The sequence below is a fragment of the Methanococcoides sp. LMO-2 genome (assembly GCF_038432375.1).
GTDB classification, from domain to species: domain Archaea; phylum Halobacteriota; class Methanosarcinia; order Methanosarcinales; family Methanosarcinaceae; genus Methanococcoides; species Methanococcoides cohabitans.
The window spans coordinates 79212-97369 of the sequence record NZ_JBCAUS010000007.1 but is presented as its reverse complement, the minus strand read 5'-3'; the positions used below and the strand labels follow the sequence as shown (position 1 = coordinate 97369).

17 protein-coding genes are annotated in these 18158 nt (G+C 45.5%); 3 read left to right on the top strand and 14 right to left on the bottom strand.

Annotation, left to right across the window (positions count from 1 at the left end; all coding sequences use genetic code 11):
* Position 1: 1 nt before the first annotated feature.
* Positions 2-2926: a DEAD/DEAH box helicase gene (locus WOA13_RS10440; protein WP_342127844.1), complete on the top strand. Its 2925-nt coding sequence runs from the start codon at positions 2-4 to the stop codon at positions 2924-2926.
* Between the two features lie 91 nt (positions 2927-3017).
* Here the strand turns inward: WOA13_RS10440 and WOA13_RS10435 are convergent, their stop codons facing one another.
* From WOA13_RS10435 to WOA13_RS10415, 5 genes are all read right to left on the bottom strand, one after another.
* Complete coding sequence (locus tag WOA13_RS10435) at positions 3018-3152, bottom strand: hypothetical protein (RefSeq protein WP_342127843.1); 135 nt, start codon at positions 3150-3152, stop codon at positions 3018-3020.
* 374 nt (positions 3153-3526) lie between these two features.
* Positions 3527-3937, bottom strand: a complete 411-nt coding sequence (locus tag WOA13_RS10430; protein WP_342127842.1) for an HIT family protein — start codon at positions 3935-3937, stop codon at positions 3527-3529.
* 97 nt (positions 3938-4034) lie between these two features.
* On the bottom strand, positions 4035-4625 hold the full coding sequence (locus WOA13_RS10425; RefSeq protein WP_342127841.1) for a sarcinarray family MAST domain-containing protein: 591 nt from the start codon (positions 4623-4625) through the stop codon (positions 4035-4037).
* Positions 4626-4627: 2 nt separating this feature from the next.
* Entirely contained in the window at positions 4628-8800 is a 4173-nt protein-coding gene (locus WOA13_RS10420) for a DUF7286 family protein (protein WP_342127840.1), read from the bottom strand.
* Positions 8801-8946: 146 nt separating this feature from the next.
* Entirely contained in the window at positions 8947-10173 is a 1227-nt protein-coding gene (locus WOA13_RS10415) for a nucleotidyl transferase family protein (RefSeq protein WP_342127839.1), read from the bottom strand.
* A gap of 156 nt (positions 10174-10329) precedes the next feature.
* Here WOA13_RS10415 and WOA13_RS10410 point away from each other — a divergent pair, with 156 nt between their 5' ends.
* The gene (locus tag WOA13_RS10410) at positions 10330-10659 is read left to right on the top strand and encodes a cupin domain-containing protein (protein WP_342127838.1); all 330 of its coding nucleotides are present in this window, start codon (positions 10330-10332) and stop codon (positions 10657-10659) included.
* 13 nt (positions 10660-10672) lie between these two features.
* On the opposite strand, the gene WOA13_RS10405 is transcribed toward WOA13_RS10410, so the two are convergent.
* The 9 genes from WOA13_RS10405 to WOA13_RS10365 form a co-directional block, all read right to left on the bottom strand.
* A complete protein-coding gene (locus WOA13_RS10405) occupies positions 10673-11326 on the bottom strand; it encodes a metal-dependent transcriptional regulator (RefSeq protein ID WP_342127837.1) in 654 nt (217 codons plus the stop codon).
* A complete protein-coding gene (locus WOA13_RS10400) occupies positions 11323-11487 on the bottom strand; it encodes a hypothetical protein (RefSeq protein WP_197072200.1) in 165 nt (54 codons plus the stop codon). The genes WOA13_RS10405 and WOA13_RS10400 overlap by 4 nt, the downstream gene beginning before the upstream one ends.
* Entirely contained in the window at positions 11484-13520 is a 2037-nt protein-coding gene (gene feoB, locus WOA13_RS10395) for a ferrous iron transport protein B (RefSeq protein WP_342127836.1), read from the bottom strand. Before feoB ends, WOA13_RS10400 begins: the two co-directional genes overlap by 4 nt.
* A 281-nt stretch (positions 13521-13801) precedes the next feature.
* Positions 13802-14296 carry a metal-dependent transcriptional regulator gene (locus tag WOA13_RS10390; protein WP_342127835.1) on the bottom strand — a complete coding sequence of 165 codons (495 nt, stop codon included), beginning with the start codon at positions 14294-14296 and terminating at the stop codon, positions 13802-13804.
* A 107-nt stretch (positions 14297-14403) separates the two neighbouring features.
* Entirely contained in the window at positions 14404-15378 is a 975-nt protein-coding gene (locus WOA13_RS10385) for a formylmethanofuran dehydrogenase (RefSeq protein ID WP_342127834.1), read from the bottom strand.
* Positions 15379-15384: 6 nt separating this feature from the next.
* Positions 15385-15753: an ATP-binding protein gene (locus WOA13_RS10380; protein WP_342127833.1), complete on the bottom strand. Its 369-nt coding sequence runs from the start codon at positions 15751-15753 to the stop codon at positions 15385-15387.
* Positions 15754-15784: 31 nt separating this feature from the next.
* Positions 15785-16105 (bottom strand): CGGC domain-containing protein, encoded by a 321-nt coding sequence (locus WOA13_RS10375; protein ID WP_419095421.1) that lies wholly within the window; start codon positions 16103-16105, stop codon positions 15785-15787.
* Between the two features lie 27 nt (positions 16106-16132).
* The gene (locus WOA13_RS10370) at positions 16133-16909 is read right to left on the bottom strand and encodes a DUF166 domain-containing protein (RefSeq protein ID WP_342127832.1); all 777 of its coding nucleotides are present in this window, start codon (positions 16907-16909) and stop codon (positions 16133-16135) included.
* Between the two features lie 134 nt (positions 16910-17043).
* The gene (locus tag WOA13_RS10365) at positions 17044-17703 is read right to left on the bottom strand and encodes a nitrite/sulfite reductase domain-containing protein (protein ID WP_342127831.1); all 660 of its coding nucleotides are present in this window, start codon (positions 17701-17703) and stop codon (positions 17044-17046) included.
* An 89-nt stretch (positions 17704-17792) separates the two neighbouring features.
* Between WOA13_RS10365 and WOA13_RS10360 the strand changes: the two genes are divergently transcribed.
* Positions 17793-18149, top strand: a complete 357-nt coding sequence (locus tag WOA13_RS10360) for a winged helix-turn-helix transcriptional regulator (protein WP_342127830.1) — start codon at positions 17793-17795, stop codon at positions 18147-18149.
* Positions 18150-18158 lie beyond the last annotated feature (9 nt).

Genomic DNA, 18158 nt, shown 5'->3' with positions numbered 1-18158 from the left:
TATGGATAATTTTCCCGTTCATTTGTTAGATAGTTTGAAAACTGGCTTTATTGATCAGTCCTTAACTTCAAAAAAGGAGTATCTACCAGAGTTACTAGTAAATGATACTGATAATGGGAAGAAAGTCCTAGCGACCATATGTAGGGAACTAAAGAATTGTGATGAATTTTGGTTTTCAGTAGCATTTGCAACAAAAAGCGGTGTAGCTAGTTTAATTAATTCATTCGAAGAACTAGCAAATTCTGAAAAATATGGGAAAATATTGGTTTCCCAATATCAATATTTCACTCAGCCAGAAGCACTGAGGTCTCTATCAAAGCTTAATAACATTGAATTAAAAATTGCAGTAGGTTGTGATTTCCACGCGAAAGGATATCTATTCAAAAAAAACAATCGATTCAACTTGATTATTGGGAGTAGCAATCTTACAGCTAATGCATTATGTTCAAACAAAGAATGGAACTTAAAAATTTCAGCGACCTGTGATTCAAAACTGATCGCTGATTCAATTAATGAATTCAAAAGTGAGTTTGAAAATGCTATCTCTGTGGATGATGATTTTATCGATTCTTATGCATTAGATTACAATTTGAAAAAGAAGCTCATTTCAAGATCAAGAATGGATATTGAATCTCATCACTCTGATTCAATAACTCCCAATGCAATGCAAAAAGAAGCATTAGCAAACCTGAAAGATTTAAGGTCAAATAATAAAGACAAAGCTCTGCTAATTTCTGCAACTGGTACGGGGAAAACGTATCTTTCTGCGTTTGATGTGAAAGAATACAATCCTGAGAAGTTTTTATTTGTTGTACATCGTAGAAACATTGCAGAAAATGCTATGAAAAGTTTCAAAAAGATTTTTGGTGACAGCCGGAGCATGGGTATTTATTCTGGAAACGAAAGAGAAATCGATGCTGATTTTATATTCTCAACAATTCAAACCATCTCCAGAGATGAACATTTAAACCAATTTGCTGAAAACCATTTTGATTATATTGTAATAGATGAAACCCATCGAGCAGGGGCTGAAACTTACCAAAAGATCCTCAATCATTTTAAGCCAAAATTTTTGTTGGGTATGACTGCTACGCCTGAAAGGACTGACGGGTTTGACATCTTTTCTCAATTTGAACACAATATTGCATACGAAATACGTTTGCATAGAGCTTTAGAAGAAAAGATGTTATCAACATTCCATTATTTTGGCGTGACTGATATTATGGTGGATGGGCAACTTTTGGACGAAAATGCATCTTTCTCTTTATTAACAGCAAAAGAACGTGTGGATCGGATAATCGAAAAAGCTGAATTTTATGGGTGTGACAATGGTTGTGTGAGGGGGCTTGTCTTTTGTAGCAGTGTAAATGAGAGTCAGGGGCTGTCTGATGCATTTAATGAATGGGGATACAAAACGGTTTCATTATCTGGCAAAAACACTGAGGACGAAAGAATTGATGCAATAAACAGATTAGAAAGCTATGATCTTTCTGAAAAACTGGATTACATCTTTACTGTTGATATCTTCAATGAGGGTGTGGATATTCCAAAAGTAAATCAAATAATCATGTTAAGACCCACTGTATCAGCCATAATCTTTGTACAGCAATTGGGAAGGGGGTTGCGTAAAGCTAACGACAAAGAATTCCTCACTGTGATTGATTTCATAGGCAATTACAGTAATAATTACTTAGTTCCAATTGCATTGTATGGTGATACCTCCTACAACAAGGACACATTGCGTAAATTGATGTTAAGCGGAAGCAGTTTAATTCCAGGTGCTTCAACTATTAATTTTGACAAAATTACACATGAAAGGATTTTTGAAGCAATCGATAAAGCGAATTTACATCTCAAAAAAGACCTTGTAAAAGATTATGAGCTCTTAAAATTCAAGGTTGGCAGAATTCCTATGATGATGGACTTTGTAGAACATGGTTCTAGAGATCCTCAATTATATGTAAACTACTCAAAATCCTATTTTAACTTCGTTTCAGGTCAAGAAGAATCTTTACAGAACAATCTATCCGAAAAGGAAATCAAGCTCCTCGAATTATTCTCCAATGAAATTGCAAATACAAAAAGGGTCGAGGAAGTGCTTATTCTTAAGAAACTGATTGCTGGAGATATTTTGCTAAAGGAAGAATTAAAGAAAACCGTTTCTGATAAATATGGTATTTCACTTCCCGATGAAACAATAGAATCATGTATCAAAAATATTAATTTTGAATTTGTAACTGAAAATTATAAAAGAAAGCTGGTGAGTGTAAGTGAAATCTATGATTTAAGCATCGTTTCTTATGTAAATGAAATTATCTCATTTACCGAGGATTTTGCAAAACAACTAAAAAATGAGACTTTCCTACAGTTCCTAAATGATATGCTGGACTATTCCGAAGCGATTTATGATCGGAATTTTGACAAAGATAAGTATGTTGATGGCTTCATTTTGTATCAGAAATATTCTAGAAAAGATGTTTTTAGAATTCTGAATTGGGAGCAAAATCCATTAGCACAGAATGTTGGAGGTTATCTTATCAGTCTTCAAAAGACAAATTGTCCAATATTCGTAAACTATCACAAGGAAGAGCATATTTCGAGCACTACTAAATATGAAGAAGGTTTTGTCAATAATTCTGAATTTGAATGGATGTCTAAATCCAGAAGAAAATTGGATAGCAAAGATGTTGCTACCATCAGAAATTACAGAAATGGTCTTCGTCTACCTTTATTCATCAAAAAAAGCAATGGGGAAAGTAATGATTTCTACTATATGGGTGATGTGAAACCCATTGATGATAGCTTTGAAGAAGCTACTTTGGTTGATGACAACAACAAAAATGTTTCAGTTGTGAAAGTAAGGTATCGGATGAATCATCCTGTTGAAGACTCTATTTATGAATATATTACAGCACCAAGCAGTTAATGGGGATTCTAAATTATTTTTGCATTCCTGACTCCCATTACCAATAGCTACCTGCTCACTTTCCCTCCCCGCTACCACTTCTTCACTTCACTCACTTAGGCCCAGTATAATACTCCTGCTCCTTCGCCAACTTGTGATATGTCTTCGTGGTGCGAATGAATACGCACAGGTTCCTGTCGCTGTTCTGCTTGCATGTTTCCATTGGCTTTTCGGTTTCTTCTATCATTTCGTTATCTCCTGCAGTTTTCTGGTGATTGGGTACCGGGCAGTTTTCAGTTAGCTCCGATCCTGTGTGGGTGGATCTTAGGAGGATCTGCCCGGTGACCTGAGCGTAAGTTAAACTGTAGGATTATTTAACGCTATCCTTTTGGATATTATATATTATTTTTATGAATAACAATATGGGTTATTCAGTACTTTTAAAATTGTGGACGAAAAGCTGAAAGCACATGTGCATAAAGGAAAATAATCAGAAGAACACTGGAAGAAAATAATTTCCTGAATAGGCCATGCCTTCAAAAAATAGCGTACTTTCAGGGATGGCGGAGCAATGTAGTTAAATGATCAAAATGGGGGAGCACAAAAATGAGGATTAGCTCCTCACTCCATCACAAGAAGTTCTGCCATCTCTTCCAGGTCATCGCCGGCTCCCGGAACGTGCACTATTGAATGCATGGATCCTCCGTTGTCTCCTTCAAAGCGGGGGATGATGTGGACGTGGACATGTGGAACTGCCTGCCCGGCGGCGGGCTTGTTGTTCAGGCCGATGTTCGAGCCGTCCGCGGATACGGCATCTTCAACCAGTCTTGCGATCATCCTTACGGTGGCAAAAAGTGCAGCTGCTTCCTCGGCAGGCATCTCGGTGAAGTTCTCGTAGTGTGTCTTGGGGACAACCACCGTGTGTCCTTTTGAGCAGGGGTTTATGTCAAGAAAAGCATAGGCCGTTTCATCTTCGTAGACCTTGTATGACGGGATATCTCCCTTTATTATGTTACAGAACAGGCATTCCATATTTTGACTCCTCAACCTTATTTCACTCTTCAATTATATATAGGATTCTACGGAAGCCAAATTGTTAGAATGTCTTCCCAGTCCTCAAAAATGAGGATTAACACCTCTTGCGCAGGGCAACAAGTGCTATTGCCAGCAGGGCAGCCGGGAGGGTAAATGCGGGGGTCTGTTTGGTGTCGCTCTCCGGGTGGTCTGTTGGTGTAGGTTCGGGGGCTTCGTAGTATTCGGTGGAGATGTAGGGGAGGACTGCTGTGAATGTACTACTCACAATTGGTTCTGGAGTACTTGGGTCTAATATCTCATAATGCAGGTCAATGGGCATTGTTCCATCTGCCCACTTTTCAGTAGGTGCAATTTTCCACTCATAAATTTGAGTTGAATCTGCTTCAAGGGTTGTTAGACCTGTATATTCTCCCATTTTGCTAGTCGGTCCCTCCAAAATAACAAAATCATCATCTCCTAATTCTGTTAATACAACGTTAACAAAACTTTTTTGATAAACCGTTAATTCAAATTTGAGTGTAAAAGGCTCACCAATTTTTAGAACTGGCTTTGCAGCATCTAAGTCTAATTTGTCTCCATTGTAGTACACTTCATATGTGTATACTTCTCCATAAGGGTTGTATGCCAATGCACTTGTTGAAAATGAGAGTATTAGCAATAGTATCATTAGGATGGTTTTTATCATCTTTAGTTCTCCAATTCGCTAATTAATTGAGAATATCCTGTTGAGGTCTCAGTTCTACCATCGATTTTGTCACCGACACCCTTTGGGCTGGATCCAACTATGGTGGCAGCATATCCTTTAAAGTTGAATATAATAGGGGTATTTCGGCCCATTTGAATAAACTGTTCATTTGAGTTTCTTTTGAATGGGTGATACACACTTTCTTCCTTTCTCACATACACCTGCCCCTCATGCCCCACATAAGTATTCAGAATAACCTCATTGTCGTTATCACTCACCCTGAAATACTCATACTTCCCGATCACATCGTACGTCCAGACATTCACAGTGAACATCCAGTGCGGGGGGAGCACCGGCAATCCCATTGGGACATGCTTCATCGTCCTTTCCAGGCGTTTGTTGACCTTTTCTGCGACGTCCTCGCTGAGCTGGCTGGTGGCATCGTCTGTCAGCTTCTGAAGTTCGCTGTTGACAGCCTCAAAGGAGGCGTCGATCATGGCGCTGTTGTCAATGATCACGACGCTGATACCGTTGGCGATGCCTATTCTGACATCGGTGTCCAGACGGTTGAGGACTGCATCCATCTCATCGCCGGTGAGGTTGGGATTGTTCATTATGACCTCGGCTCTCAGTTTTTGGGAGATCCCGGCTGAGAGGGTGCCGTCGGCGGACTGGTTGATTATCCGGGAGTCGGAAAGGCTGTAGAGGTGGGTTTGTGAGATGGAGGTCACTTCGGTCTCAGTGATCCATAGGGAGACCACCGGGTCGGCTTGGATCTCTTCTGCGATCATTGTGGGGATGTCCTCTCTCATCTGGTTGCTGTAGGTGGTGGTCAGGCCGGTGACCTGCTGGTCCAGTGCGGTGGTGTCAAGGGGGAGTGCCTGCTGGTCCAGTGCGGTGGTGTCAAGGGGGAGTGCCTGCTGGCTCAGGTTCTGCTCCAGTAATTTGACTTCTTTGCTGAGGTCCTCGATGCTACTGCTCACCATCTGTGCGGTAGCTTCCTTTACCGGGGAGCTGGTCTGGTCCAGCAGGCCTGCGATGTCATCTGCGATCCCGGTGGAGAATACGCAGGTGTTCTTCACTCCCAGGGGGTAGATGGTCATGCCCTTGGGGTCCTTCAGTTCGTATTGTCCCTGCAGGTCGAAATCCGGGTCATGGTAGAGGTAATAGGGGTACTGGTCCACCACCAGCGTCATGCTTTCGGTCCAGTTGTATTTGCTCTCCGGCATGCCTGTGATGGTCATGGTATCGATGATTCCCATCTCGGTTCCCAGTGCGGTGCCGGCCATGCTCAAAGCAGGGTTGTTGAAAAGTGAGAGTGAGCCGGATGTCACGCTGTCCAGTGCTCCGGTGTCAAGTCCCAAGATGTCCACGTTCGCCTCGGTGAGCTTCTCCAGCAGGTAATCATTGAGGTCACTGTTCAGCTTCCGGTTCTGCGATTCGATCTCCTCCGTCAGCTTCAGGTAAGCCTCATTTTTAGCAATATAGTGGGCTGCATCGCTGTTGGTGTACATCTCGCCGTTCGTCAGGTACTGCTGTCTGTTCACGTAATAATCCATGTCCTCGTAAAGGTCGTCTGTCAGCTCCTTTGCAGCCTCGTACCTGAGCATAGTGGGATCTGCACCCGGGTTGTTCATCAGGGACACGTTCACAGCCGGGTCATAAGCTTCGATGGAACCGACCATCTCCAGCAGTTCATTAGCCATCATCTTGTGGAGCCACCCGGGGATATCACATTCCACCTTCCGTTCCTGGAGGTAGAAGTCATTTGGGAACAGCATGTAACGGGTCTCGATCTCGTGGATATCGACGTAAAGTTCTCTGTATTTGTCAGCGGCATCACTGCAGGCAGGATCCTGACGATAAATCCCGTCGATCTCAATGGTGGTGTCGTGGTATTCCTTGGTCACCGGGTCGGCGTAGGAGGTGAGTCCTTCGTAGGTGCCTGTGGGCGGGCGCTGGTGGTAGAGTATGCTAAGGTTTTCGGTCTCGGTCTCAAGATGGGATGTCGAACGGGTCTCAGTGGTAGTATAATATTCTGTCTTCGATCCTGTGCCGCTTGATGAGTAATGTGTGTATTGCGGAATCCTTCCACCGCTCTCAGTTGTCTGATATCCCGTAATTACCTTCCACTTGTAGGTATAGTAATATTTGTAGTAGATCTTCCATCTGGAAGTGACCTTATAGTTGATATTGTATGTCACGTCCCAATCGAAAACATGGTCTTCACGCTCAAGGTATCCGTCGGTGCGGACAATTCCGGTCATATTGTCGTTCTCCCTGTGGCGGAACACCGGCGTGATCGTTACCTGTGCATCCACCGATTGAAGGGATACAGTGGCACCAGTTACCTTCCACCCGGTGAGACTTCCTCTGGGCGGGTCGATCTTCGGTTTGACCGTCCTGTCGTATGACCGGCTCCATGCTTCATCCCACAGATATGATGGTTCGATGGCCCCGGTGTGCTCTCCGTCGAGATCATACGATGCCTTCCAGGAAACGGTGTGATAACTATAGGACGTTGAATCCACACTTCCGGTGGTATCGGTGGACAGCGGAACAGTATCATTGAAACCATCCCTTACGACCTGCGCCTGCACTCCGGCAGAATATACCTCCCGGGCAACATCATGCACAAGGTCATGCTCCCCCGTCCAGATGTGGTCATTGAATACCCAGCCGTCCACCAGGCTCGGGATATAATCCGATGCTGCTACCCGTATCGTTGAATGTTCATCCACCTGCTCGAAGGTCGTACCTGTGGCTGCCATGGACTCGCCAATCCCTTCCCTGATCTCCACGCTGAAGGAACCGTTCTGAGCAAGATCATCATAGACGGATGTAAGGTTTACAGAGCTGTTGGAGCCATTAGATCCATTAATCTCATACTCGTCAGCTGTCCCGTGAACGTCCTCGTAGAACACTTTGCCATTGTAGTATGTGGTATACATCAGAGCCCACGGGTCCACAGAGTCGAACGTGCGCTTCTGGGAATAGGCGGTTCCTGCATTCACAGCAGATGCCAGTGCCGGGTTGGTGATAATGTTCAGCGGACCGTTGGCATAATGTTGCCAGGGTCCGTAGGTGAACGACCGTATGTTCATGGCACCGAGGACGATATTCGATGTCTCGGCACTGTTCAGTGATCGCTCATATTCCGTGGTAAGCTCTTCCAGCAACGGTTCCCTTGATGTCACAAGCGTGGAGATGTCCATGCTGCGATCGAAGGACTCACCGGTCTCAAGGTCAACGAGGGTGTAGTTCAGGTTCCGGATGGTGAATGTGTAGTAGATGGGATATGTCCGGTTGTCATCGTTTATCTGCCTTTCAAGTGTCCCGTTGATCTCTTCGATGAGTATCCGGTATGGCTCGATGTCCGGCTCCACGTTGATTGCATACCTGTCATAGACATAATTGTTGTACTGGTAGTTCCCTGTGATCAGCTCGTTGAAATGGTTTGCCGATATATCCTTCACAGGGTTCATGGCTACGCTGAACCAGTCAGTGGCCTTCACACTGCCTCCGCAGTCAAGTTCGATGGTACCGTAGCCAGGTTCCATTTCTTGGGGCAGCAGGAAGTTCTCCTCGAACGACACCGTTTTCCAGAAGCTCACTGCTTCCCCGTAGTCCACGGAATCAATTGTCTGACCGTTGCTGTCCTTTATCCTCAGTATGATGCTCTGGTTCTTCCAGATCGAAGAGATGCTGTACCATACATCCGATGGCAGGTCGATCCTGATGTACAATGCATCTCCGGGCTCAAGGTCATGCGTTCGGGCATTGACCATGAAATCATCTTCCGAGGTCGTGCCTCCGGAAGAGTTCACAGGCTGGATGATGGGGTGCTCACCTTTCCATTTCAGAGCTTCCATCCCTGCATAATTGAGACACCTTGACAGGTCCGCAGAAGCAAAACCGATGGCAACCTTTTCAGGGTCCGTCTTCTCGGTGGTATATATCGTCTGTGCGATCTCATAGTCCATCTGCAAAAAGTAGGCTGAGGTAAGCACGGCTCCAAGTATCACAAAGATGCCGATGACCGAGAAAGGGATGTAGGCATCGTTGCTGCTGACGAGTGCTCTCACTTTTACCAGTGGGTTGCTATAATTATGTGCGGATAGCTTCGTTTTTCTTTCCTGTGGAGTTCGCGGGACTCTCACAGATTCGTTTTTCATGGTTCCACCTGCCAGCTGTCTCCCTTTCGTTAGGGAGGACAGGTTGTTCTGGCAAGTCTTCCGGCTAATGGTTTATATAAATATTTAATAGCAGCAACCTTATTATTTCAGAAGTTAAAAATTACAAAAAGAAGCATTAAGGTATCTCATTCAATGCCCATCTCTTTCCTGATATCAGAGGATGAGATGCCGTTGTCCTCATACTCTTCCAGTGACACCACTTCACAGAGGTCGGAGATCTCCGGCTCGATATTCAGCTGCACAGCCTTTCTCCTGAACACCAGGAAATGGATGTTCTTTTCCCTAAACTCTGCCAGCATGTTCCTCATGTCGTCCTCGTTGCGGTAGTATCTCACCTTGAACAGGCGGATGGCGGTATCAGCACCAATGATGAACGTGGCGTTCTCAAAGACCTTCGCTTTCTGGATGAAAAGCGGGGCTACAGTGAGGTAAATATTTCCCAGAAAATCCCTGTCCCTGTATTCCTTAAGTGAGTCCAGCCTTTCCTGAAGCGATATGAAATCTATTGGTGGCTTGTCCACATTTGTGATGGATATCTCAAAATGGACATTTTTCCCCAGTTTACGGGATGCCTGCTCGGCCATTAAGATGTGATTACGGTGGCAGGGATTAAAAGACCCTGAAAAGATAATCTCAGGTTTCTCGTCAGATGCCTTCTCATTGAGGTTCAGCATGACAACATCCGGCTTGAGATCCGGGCGTTTCATGATGCTGTCCGGGCGGGCAAGCATATGGGCGATATCTCTGGAAACACTTGCTTCCCTTTCTTCAATACCTTCATCCCCGGACAATAGTCGGTCAAGAAGCATTTCTCCGTCCCAGCCGCATTCCTTAGCTATGGAATCGATTATCATGCAGGCTGCGATGTGCTCTTCTTCCTGTCTGGAGCGCCCTTTTGTGATTTTGAGAGTCTTTTCCACTGTCCTGTCAAAGGACTGGATGCCAACATATATCTCATGTTCACGGCCTTCACGCTCCCCACTTCCGGTTGTCAGTTTGCAGGAAGCTGCCACTCCTATTAAGTCTCTGTTATTGGCCGTTTCATCATTCTCGGTAAGTGATAATGCACGTCGGTATGTTGCCATTGCCATAGCCCTGACGGTAGCTGGTGATGCGTATTTCTTGGGCTTCCTTCCAATAAGGTCGTCAAGAGCTCCAGAATTGTACGGAACGATGGCTTCAAGGACCGTCGAGGAACCTCCACCGTATCTCAGGAGCTGTCCGATAGCTTCAGCTCCTCCTCCTGTAATTGCAAGGACGAGTTTGCAGGGATGTTCATGGATACGCATGACTATCTCATACAGAAGTTCTTCATTTTCATTACCTGAAAAACGTTCCTCTCTTTTCTTCATCAGGCAGGAATCTGTATCGAAAACCACATAAAGTTTTTGATGAGCAAAGTGCGATTCCGATCACTTCATCAGGAAAATGTCATTCAAAAAAGGTTATTTTCGATGTTCCCAAGTATCTAAAAATGCTTGATAGTGCCCTTTTTATTGTTAGGGCTCATGAGGAATATCATGGAGAAATATAATATTTTTAACCAGATTCCTGCCGATCTGAGCAGTGAAGTGTTCGAACCTTTGGTGGATAAACAAGGGCTATTGATCGAGCGTATCATATCTAAGAAACATGTTACTCCGGAGGGGCAATGGTATGATCAGGAACGAAGCGAATGGGTCATGGTGTTGCAGGGGGAGGCGAAGTTGATGTTCGAAGATTCAGAGGTTGTACACCTCGCTCCCGGCGATCATATCAATATCTACGCCCACTGCAAACACAGGGTCATCTGGACCAGCGAGACTACCGAAACCATCTGGCTGGCAGTACATTATTGAGCTGGATCAGCTCTCAGTCCCTTCTTATCCTCACATATATGCTGTCGGCAATTTCCCTGTCAACTGCATATCTTGTATGGTTCAGGTCGAAGACATAGGAAGGGTATGACTGCACAAGTTTTACCGGAATTCCTGGCAGAACTCCCATTGCCAGCATCTTCTGCATCTTTTCTTCTTCGCGCATATTGAAATAAGCAATTTTCCCGCTCTGTCCGTTCTTCAGGGCTGAAAGTGAGGCAACCACATGCTCCAGTTCCTCCTTTGCCTTTATACAGCACTCACCTTCAGGTATTGGTCTTCCGTGAGGGCATGTGCGTGGGTGTCCAAGCAGGATACATACGTTCTCATCGATACCGTGGTACAGGATATGCTCGAAATCACACGCAGAGCTGTGGATATACTTTTCTTTGGTGTTCAGGACATCCGCAAGAAGTCTCTCTGCAAGACGATGCCTTCTGACAACGGTCCTTCCGTTTGCAGCTCCTTCCTCTGTAAGACTGACATCTGAACCGGAGAGTGTGATGTTCTCGATCTCAAGCAGTTCCTGTATCTCGGGTGAATTCTCTTCCACCTCGAGGGATTCCAGGCTCACTGGATCTGTCCCCTTCTCGTTCGTGCAGACCCACATCCTTTCCAGGATCTCTTCCGCATTCTCACTTATCTTCATTTGAATATCCCTCTGATGATCTTTTCAAGTTTTGTTTCCCGTGGTATCTCATACCCGCAGTTTGGGCACCGCTGCATATTGCATGAACTGAAATTCCCGCAGCCTGTACACTTTGATTTGTCAGGCTGATCGAACTCATGGCTGCAAAGGGGGCACTTCATAGTACCACTCCGAATGTTGTAAGGACATAGTTAACGATATATCCCACAGCGAATGCACTCGGGAAAATGAATGCAGCCATGACAAAGGCTATCTTTAATCCTCTTTCCTTCACGGTTACCATGAACTGTGCTATACATGGCATGAACAGTGTCAGTGTGATGGCAGCGACAACGAGGTTGATGTCGGTGAGCATCCCTGCATTGTACATATCGAACAGTCCGGCAGCACCGAAGTCCCTTCTGAAGAACCCGTAGAGGAACATAACTCCGCCCTCAGCCGGGAGTCCTATCCACTGTGAAGGGTATGAGAACAGCCTGACAGCCATCTCGAACAGTCCGGTAAGCCTTCCGATCCAGATCAGAACACTTGCTGCTACGAAGAGGGGCAGTACCTCAAGGAAGTACCACTGCATCCTTGAATAGGTCTTGATAAGCACGTTCGAAGCTTTCGGGAGCCTCAGTGGTGGCATCTCCATGAAGAAACTGGGGCTTTCTCCGGGCAGGACCTTTGATGAAAGGAATCCTATGAACAAAAGCTCTATTCCGATGACAAAAGCCCATATCAGCAGTGCCTTTGAGCTGAACGAAAGTATACCCAGTATAACTCCAAGTTGTGCAGAACACGGGATTGCCAGTGAAAGCAACATGCTTGCGATGATCTTCTCCCTCTTTGTCTCAAGGGTACGCGTGACCATGGTTGCCATTGTGGCACAACCGAAACCAAGTACCATCGGGATGACAGCCCTGCCGCTCATTCCCATCTTCTTGAAAGCACGGTCAATGAGCATTGCAAGACGTGGGAGGTATCCTGTGTCCTCTATTATGGAGAACACGATGAAGAACGCACCTACAAGCGGCATGACCAGTGCAATTGCATATGTCACAGCCTGCGTCAGTATGCCGTATTCACCCACGAAGAGGTCCTGTATGACCGGATAAGGGACCAGGGCATTGAAGCTCTCGATGATCCATGGGTTGATCATCTCTCCGAACAGTGTCCCTTCAAGATAGTCTACAACGGTTCCTGCTGCAAACCCGCCTACGAACTTGTACAATCCGAAATAGAGGACCAGGAAAAGTATCGGTATTCCTGTAACAGGTTTTATGAGAAGTTTGTCTATCTTCTCTCTAAGTGGGGTTCCTGTCTTTCTATCCTCTGAATTTGTTATTGTTGTTGCTTTCTTCGGAGCTTTATTTGTTCTCATGACCTGTCCGACGATTTCGTTGACGAATTCCTGTCTCTCTATGGTAATGACATAGTTAAGCGGATCAGCATAGTTCTTCTCGGTCTCAGCGACCAGATTCCTGATCGATCCGACATCTTCGTTGTTCTCGGTTATTTTATCAAATGCAACCTTATCATTCTGGAGGAGCAGTTGTACAAGTGTCCTTTTTGAGACGCCGTACTCAGATCTTATCAATTCACTTATTTCTTCGATGGCTGTCTCGATACCTCTGCTGTATCTGACCTTGTTTTCAACAGGCTGGAACTCATAACTGGAGATTACATCCTCCAGCTTATCCAGTCCCTCTCCTTTGATGGATGTGGTACAGACCACAGGGATCCCCAGTTCTTTGCTGAGCTTATCCTCATTGATCTCAACTCCCCTGTCTGCAGCTTCGTCCATCATGTTCAGGACGAGTATGAGGGGCACTTCTGCTTCGATCAGCTGCAAGGTCAGGGGAAGCATACGCTGGAGGTTCTTTGCATCAACCACATGTACGTAAACAAAAGGTTTGGTGTTAAAGAGATAGCTCTGTGATACACGTTCCTCCTCAGTTATGGGAAGCAACGAGTACATGCCGGGTGTATCGATGATCTCATATTCCTTTCCCGCGATCCTGCCGTTTCCTTTGCTTATTGAAACCGTGGTTCCGGGGTAGTTTGAGACGATAGCATAACTATCAGAGAAGTGGTTGAAGATAACGCTCTTTCCCACATTTGGATTTCCTACAAGGATTATATTTTCAAGTTCTCTCCGGATATCCTCATCCTCTGCGCAGCATTTTTTCTTTTTGAATTTGGTGAACATTTGTTTACAAGCCTCCAATATTTAGGCTATCCTAATTTATCGGACTATTGTTAACTCGTGTATATAAGTTTTGGCATACCTAACAATATGTGCCAGTTATAAAACAATTGGCAACATAAAATTTCAGAATGTGGCAAGAACAGAAAACAGCAATGGTTCTGCAATAAAAAGAGTTAAATCAGGATTGATCGGCTATTTCAAAGTAGCCGGTATATCTACAAAAAAGTAGTAATTACTAAAAAATGAGTTTTATCACTTCATCATGGCTGTGATAATTTATTTCATTCCTTGCAGGCTTTTCTTGTCTTCTTGTTCAAAGAAACATTTTGCTTCTTCTTTTTACACTCTGAGATCTCACCCTTTTCACAGAACTCTTTGAAATGGAGGAAGAACTTTGGCATCTCCTCTTTGGAGTTCACGAACTCACTGAACTTCGTGAGCTTCTCAAGTGTCTGGAGTGTCACAGCATGCTCCATTTTGCATGCATCATCATCGGCTGTGACCTCATCGACTCCCAGCAGGATCAGGAACTCATGCAGGACGCTGTATTTCTCCTTGGTACTTCTTGCAAGTTTCTTTCCTTCAGGAGTAAGGGTGACTCCGCCATATTTCTCGTAATTGATATATCCTTCTTTGGTGAGCTTCTTGAACATACCTGTCACACTGGAGGGGCTTACATTAAGGAATCTCGCGATGTCCTTTACCTGTGAGTATCCCTTTTTCTCAATAACTGTATCAATAGCTTTCAGGTAATCTTCAGTTCTCTCAGTGGTCAAGTGCATCCAACCTTTTTCGGTATATCTAATAGTATCAGGATATAATGTTACATCTTATATATGTTGTGTAAGGAAAACATTTAGTGGTAGTGCGAAATGCCTGTTGATCAGTCCACTTTTCGCATAACGATGGAACCATCCCTCATTTTTACCTTGATGTACTGTTCTTTTTCCTCACCGACCTCGTACTTGTTGTAGAGCATGGACTCCACACGTCCGGCACCGGTAAGTTTTCGCACGGTAGAACTGTCACCGCCTCCCATTCTCTTCTTCTCAGCAGGAGGTGCAGGGGGTATCTTCTTCCTTGAATATATGGTGCCGGCAAGCATGCCTGCACCTGCATAGCCTTTTGCATCATTGAACAGCAGGACTCCAGCTTTCATGTAGGCACCTGCAAATTCGCCTACCGTGCCTTCCACAACGACATTTCCGCCGTTAAGGTGTGCACCGGTATTGAGCCCGGCATCACCTCTGATGGTGATGGTACCGCTCTCCATTAGCAAGCCTGTGCCGTTGTAAACATTTCCTTCGACCACGATCTCTGCATCGCAGTTACATCTTGAGGCAAGTGTTCCGCGAAGGATACCGTCATTGAGGGTCAGCTTCCTTTCGACTTTATCGAATGTATTCTCAAGTGGGGTTTCGGAGGTGTTGCCACAGAGCAGTTGCGTGATTGATATGAACTTCCTGTACCCTTTTTCATCAGAAATGACCTCGATGATGTTCCCCAGCGGCTCTTCGATATTTCCTGTGAGGTAAAGAGCACCTGCTGACATCGCCATCCCTGCCTCCGGGCCGACATTGCCTTCAACGAAGATGCGGCCTGCAGTTGCAGTCTTTCCTGTTCCGCCAAAGTGTGCAAGGTCAACGCCCATGCTGTATGCGAACCTTGAACCGACACTCCCCTTTATGCGGATGTCCTCTCCTTTCTTCAGCTCTTCCACAAGCTGGCGGTAGGTATATTCCGTACCTTTCTGGGAAGGAACTACTGCATCAGGGTCCAGCTCCTTCTCATGCCAGTAAAAATTGAAAGTGTGATCACAGAGGTGATCCACTTTAGATGTGAGTTCAAGTTCTATCAATCTGCTTCACCCGTGGATAAGCTGGGGAAGGCAGCGTGTACAGACCCAGAGGCTCTCCATCTTATGCCTCATCGGGAGGAGATATCTCTCATCTTCCCCGGCACCGCAACTGAAGCACCTGATGGATACATCTGTGCTCTTTGGCTGAGCCTCTGCCTTTTCAGCATTGAACTCAACGGTTTGCCTCTCCTCGATGGATATAGCACCCTCGGGACAGACCCCGATACAGAATCCCATTCCATCACAGAGGTCCTCGGAAACGACCTTTGCCTTGCCGTCAATTATTTGTATTGCTCCCTCGGCACAGGGGGAGACACACTGTCCACAGCCTGTACACTTATCTTCATCGATCTTTACTATCATTCGTTTGACCATTGTGATCCTCTCCTTTCTTTAGTTAATTTGATCAGTGATGTGTTCCTTCGACAATTCTGATGCCTGCATTCTCTATCGTTTTTCTGATGGTATCAATGTGAGGGCATTCGGGGTAGTTCTTCATCTGCATGCATGAGCTCAGGTGTATCACATCCACTCCACTCTTCTGCAGGGAACGCACCAGGCGGAATACACGCCTGCCTGAGCAGCCTCCGCATGTGAAGAATGCGATCATCTGTGCATTATCATCATATTCGGCGAACTTTACTCTCCGATCATTGAAAGCCTTAAAACACCCTGTCCCCGGACAGGCCTCGGATACGATATCACACCTGAGGATGGCAATCTTCACAGCTTTATCTTCAGTAATGTTCTCACCTCATTTTTCATCTTCAGGCGAAGCTCCTTCTCCCTTTATACGGGCGGCTTCCTCAACACTTTTCCTGATTATGTATCCGGCCTCATGCAGGATGGTGTCCTGCAGTTGTGGGTCCTTGTCCATGCTTGCAGTACACGGGTACGCGTGGTGTGCTCCGGATATGGTTTCCTTGTAGACATTGATGTCCGACCATCCAAGCTTTTTTGCGACATACCATGTGGATCCGCATGGTGCATCCCTGAGGACCTTTGCATGTGTGAATATGTTTCTCTCTTTGTCCACCCCTATGGTCAGCAGGGGTCTGCCAAAACCCATGTCAACGAATTCATCGATCAGTGGCTTTCCTGTCTTAGCGAGTGAGCAGAACGGCTTGGGGAACTCACAGTCTATTCCTTCTGCTTCAAGTGTTTCCCTGATCTGCTGGACAAGCCCTGCTGGGGCAAGTTTCGGGATCTCGATAGGTGCTATCACAGCCTTTGCGCCAGACATCTCCGCCATCTTCGGAAGTTCCGAAAGGATGTCGGGGTGGAGGTCCATGGCGATCAGCAGGTCGCATTCTCCCATATGTTCAGGGAGGTATTCTTCCGGCTCCTCTATGAACTCCGGCAGGTCGGCGGGGAACTCGTAGATATCAACTACGCTGTCTGCGTATGACCTCTTCTTCTCCCTGCAATGGTCACAAAGCTCTCCGCATGATGTGCAGAACGTGCTTGAGTTGACCACATTGCCGATAACTTTCCTTCCAAACTCTCCGGTATAGTAAAAACTGATACGCATAGCTTCCTCTCATCGATCAGGAAAATAAGCAGGGTTCTTTGTCGATCACCCTGTAGATTGTGTGTTCGTAAGCGGTACGTTGGGATGAACAGGGTCCCTGGGAAAGGACCCTGGTCGTATTAATTTTGTTTAGCTCAGAGGCCGACTTCTGCCTTGAAGGTGTCAAGTCCGACTTCGTCAATGACCCTTCCAAGCCTGTGCTTCTTTGTGTGTGTCTTGTAGTATGTGATGATCTTGTCAACAAGGTCGAGGACCTCTTCCTCATCAAGTTCTTCTGCAATGACATCTGCAAGGCGTGGTCTGAGTCCGGCACTTCCACCTACCATGACGGTGAAGCCCTTTGGTGTACCCATGATTCCAATATCCCTGACAGCGCTCTCGGCACAGGAGTTCATACAGCCTGATACAGCCATCTTGAGCTTTGATGGGAGTTCCATTCCGTGGTACTTCTCATCGAGCTTGAGACCAAGTCCGACAGCGTCCTGCTGTCCGCGCTTACAGAATGTTGTTCCCGGACAGATTCTTACGCTTCTTACGCAGAGGCCTATTGCAGCTGCTGGTTTCATTCCAAGCTCTTCCCATACATTGTCAAGGTCTTCTTCTTTGAGGCCTACGATAGCAAGTCTCTGGGATGATGTTACCTTAATTGCAGCTGCACCGTATTTTTCGGATACGTCTGCGATCTTTCTGAGGAGATCCGGTGATGTGATACCTCCGGCGATGTGAGGCGCGATGGCATATGTCTCCTTGTCTCTCTGAATGATTGCTCCCTTTTCAAGTAGATCTTTTGTCATTTATTACTCTCCTCTAAAATTTGTTGTATTTCGGTACTAAGTATATTTGGGATACTTCTATATATAATGGCAGTTTCTTCCTTGATACCATGAAAGATTGCACCATCTACAAAACGATCGATATTATAGGCAAGAGATGGACTTTATGCATACTGCTTGAGCTTTACAAGGGTAACAACGAGGAAAAAAGGTTCAATGAACTTAAGAAAAAGTTACAGACCATCACTCCGAAAACCCTTTCAATAAGGCTCAAGGAGCTGGAACAGGAAGGCCTTGTGAAGAAGACGCTTGATGATTCGAAGGACCCTGTTATATACACGTATTCACTTACCAGAAGTGGTGAGGAGTTCATGGAGATTATCCAGTCCATCAAAAGATGGGGTCTCGAATGGAAATTCGAGAATAAGATATGTGGCCTTTCCAATTGCAAGAACTGCAAGCTATAATCTATAAAA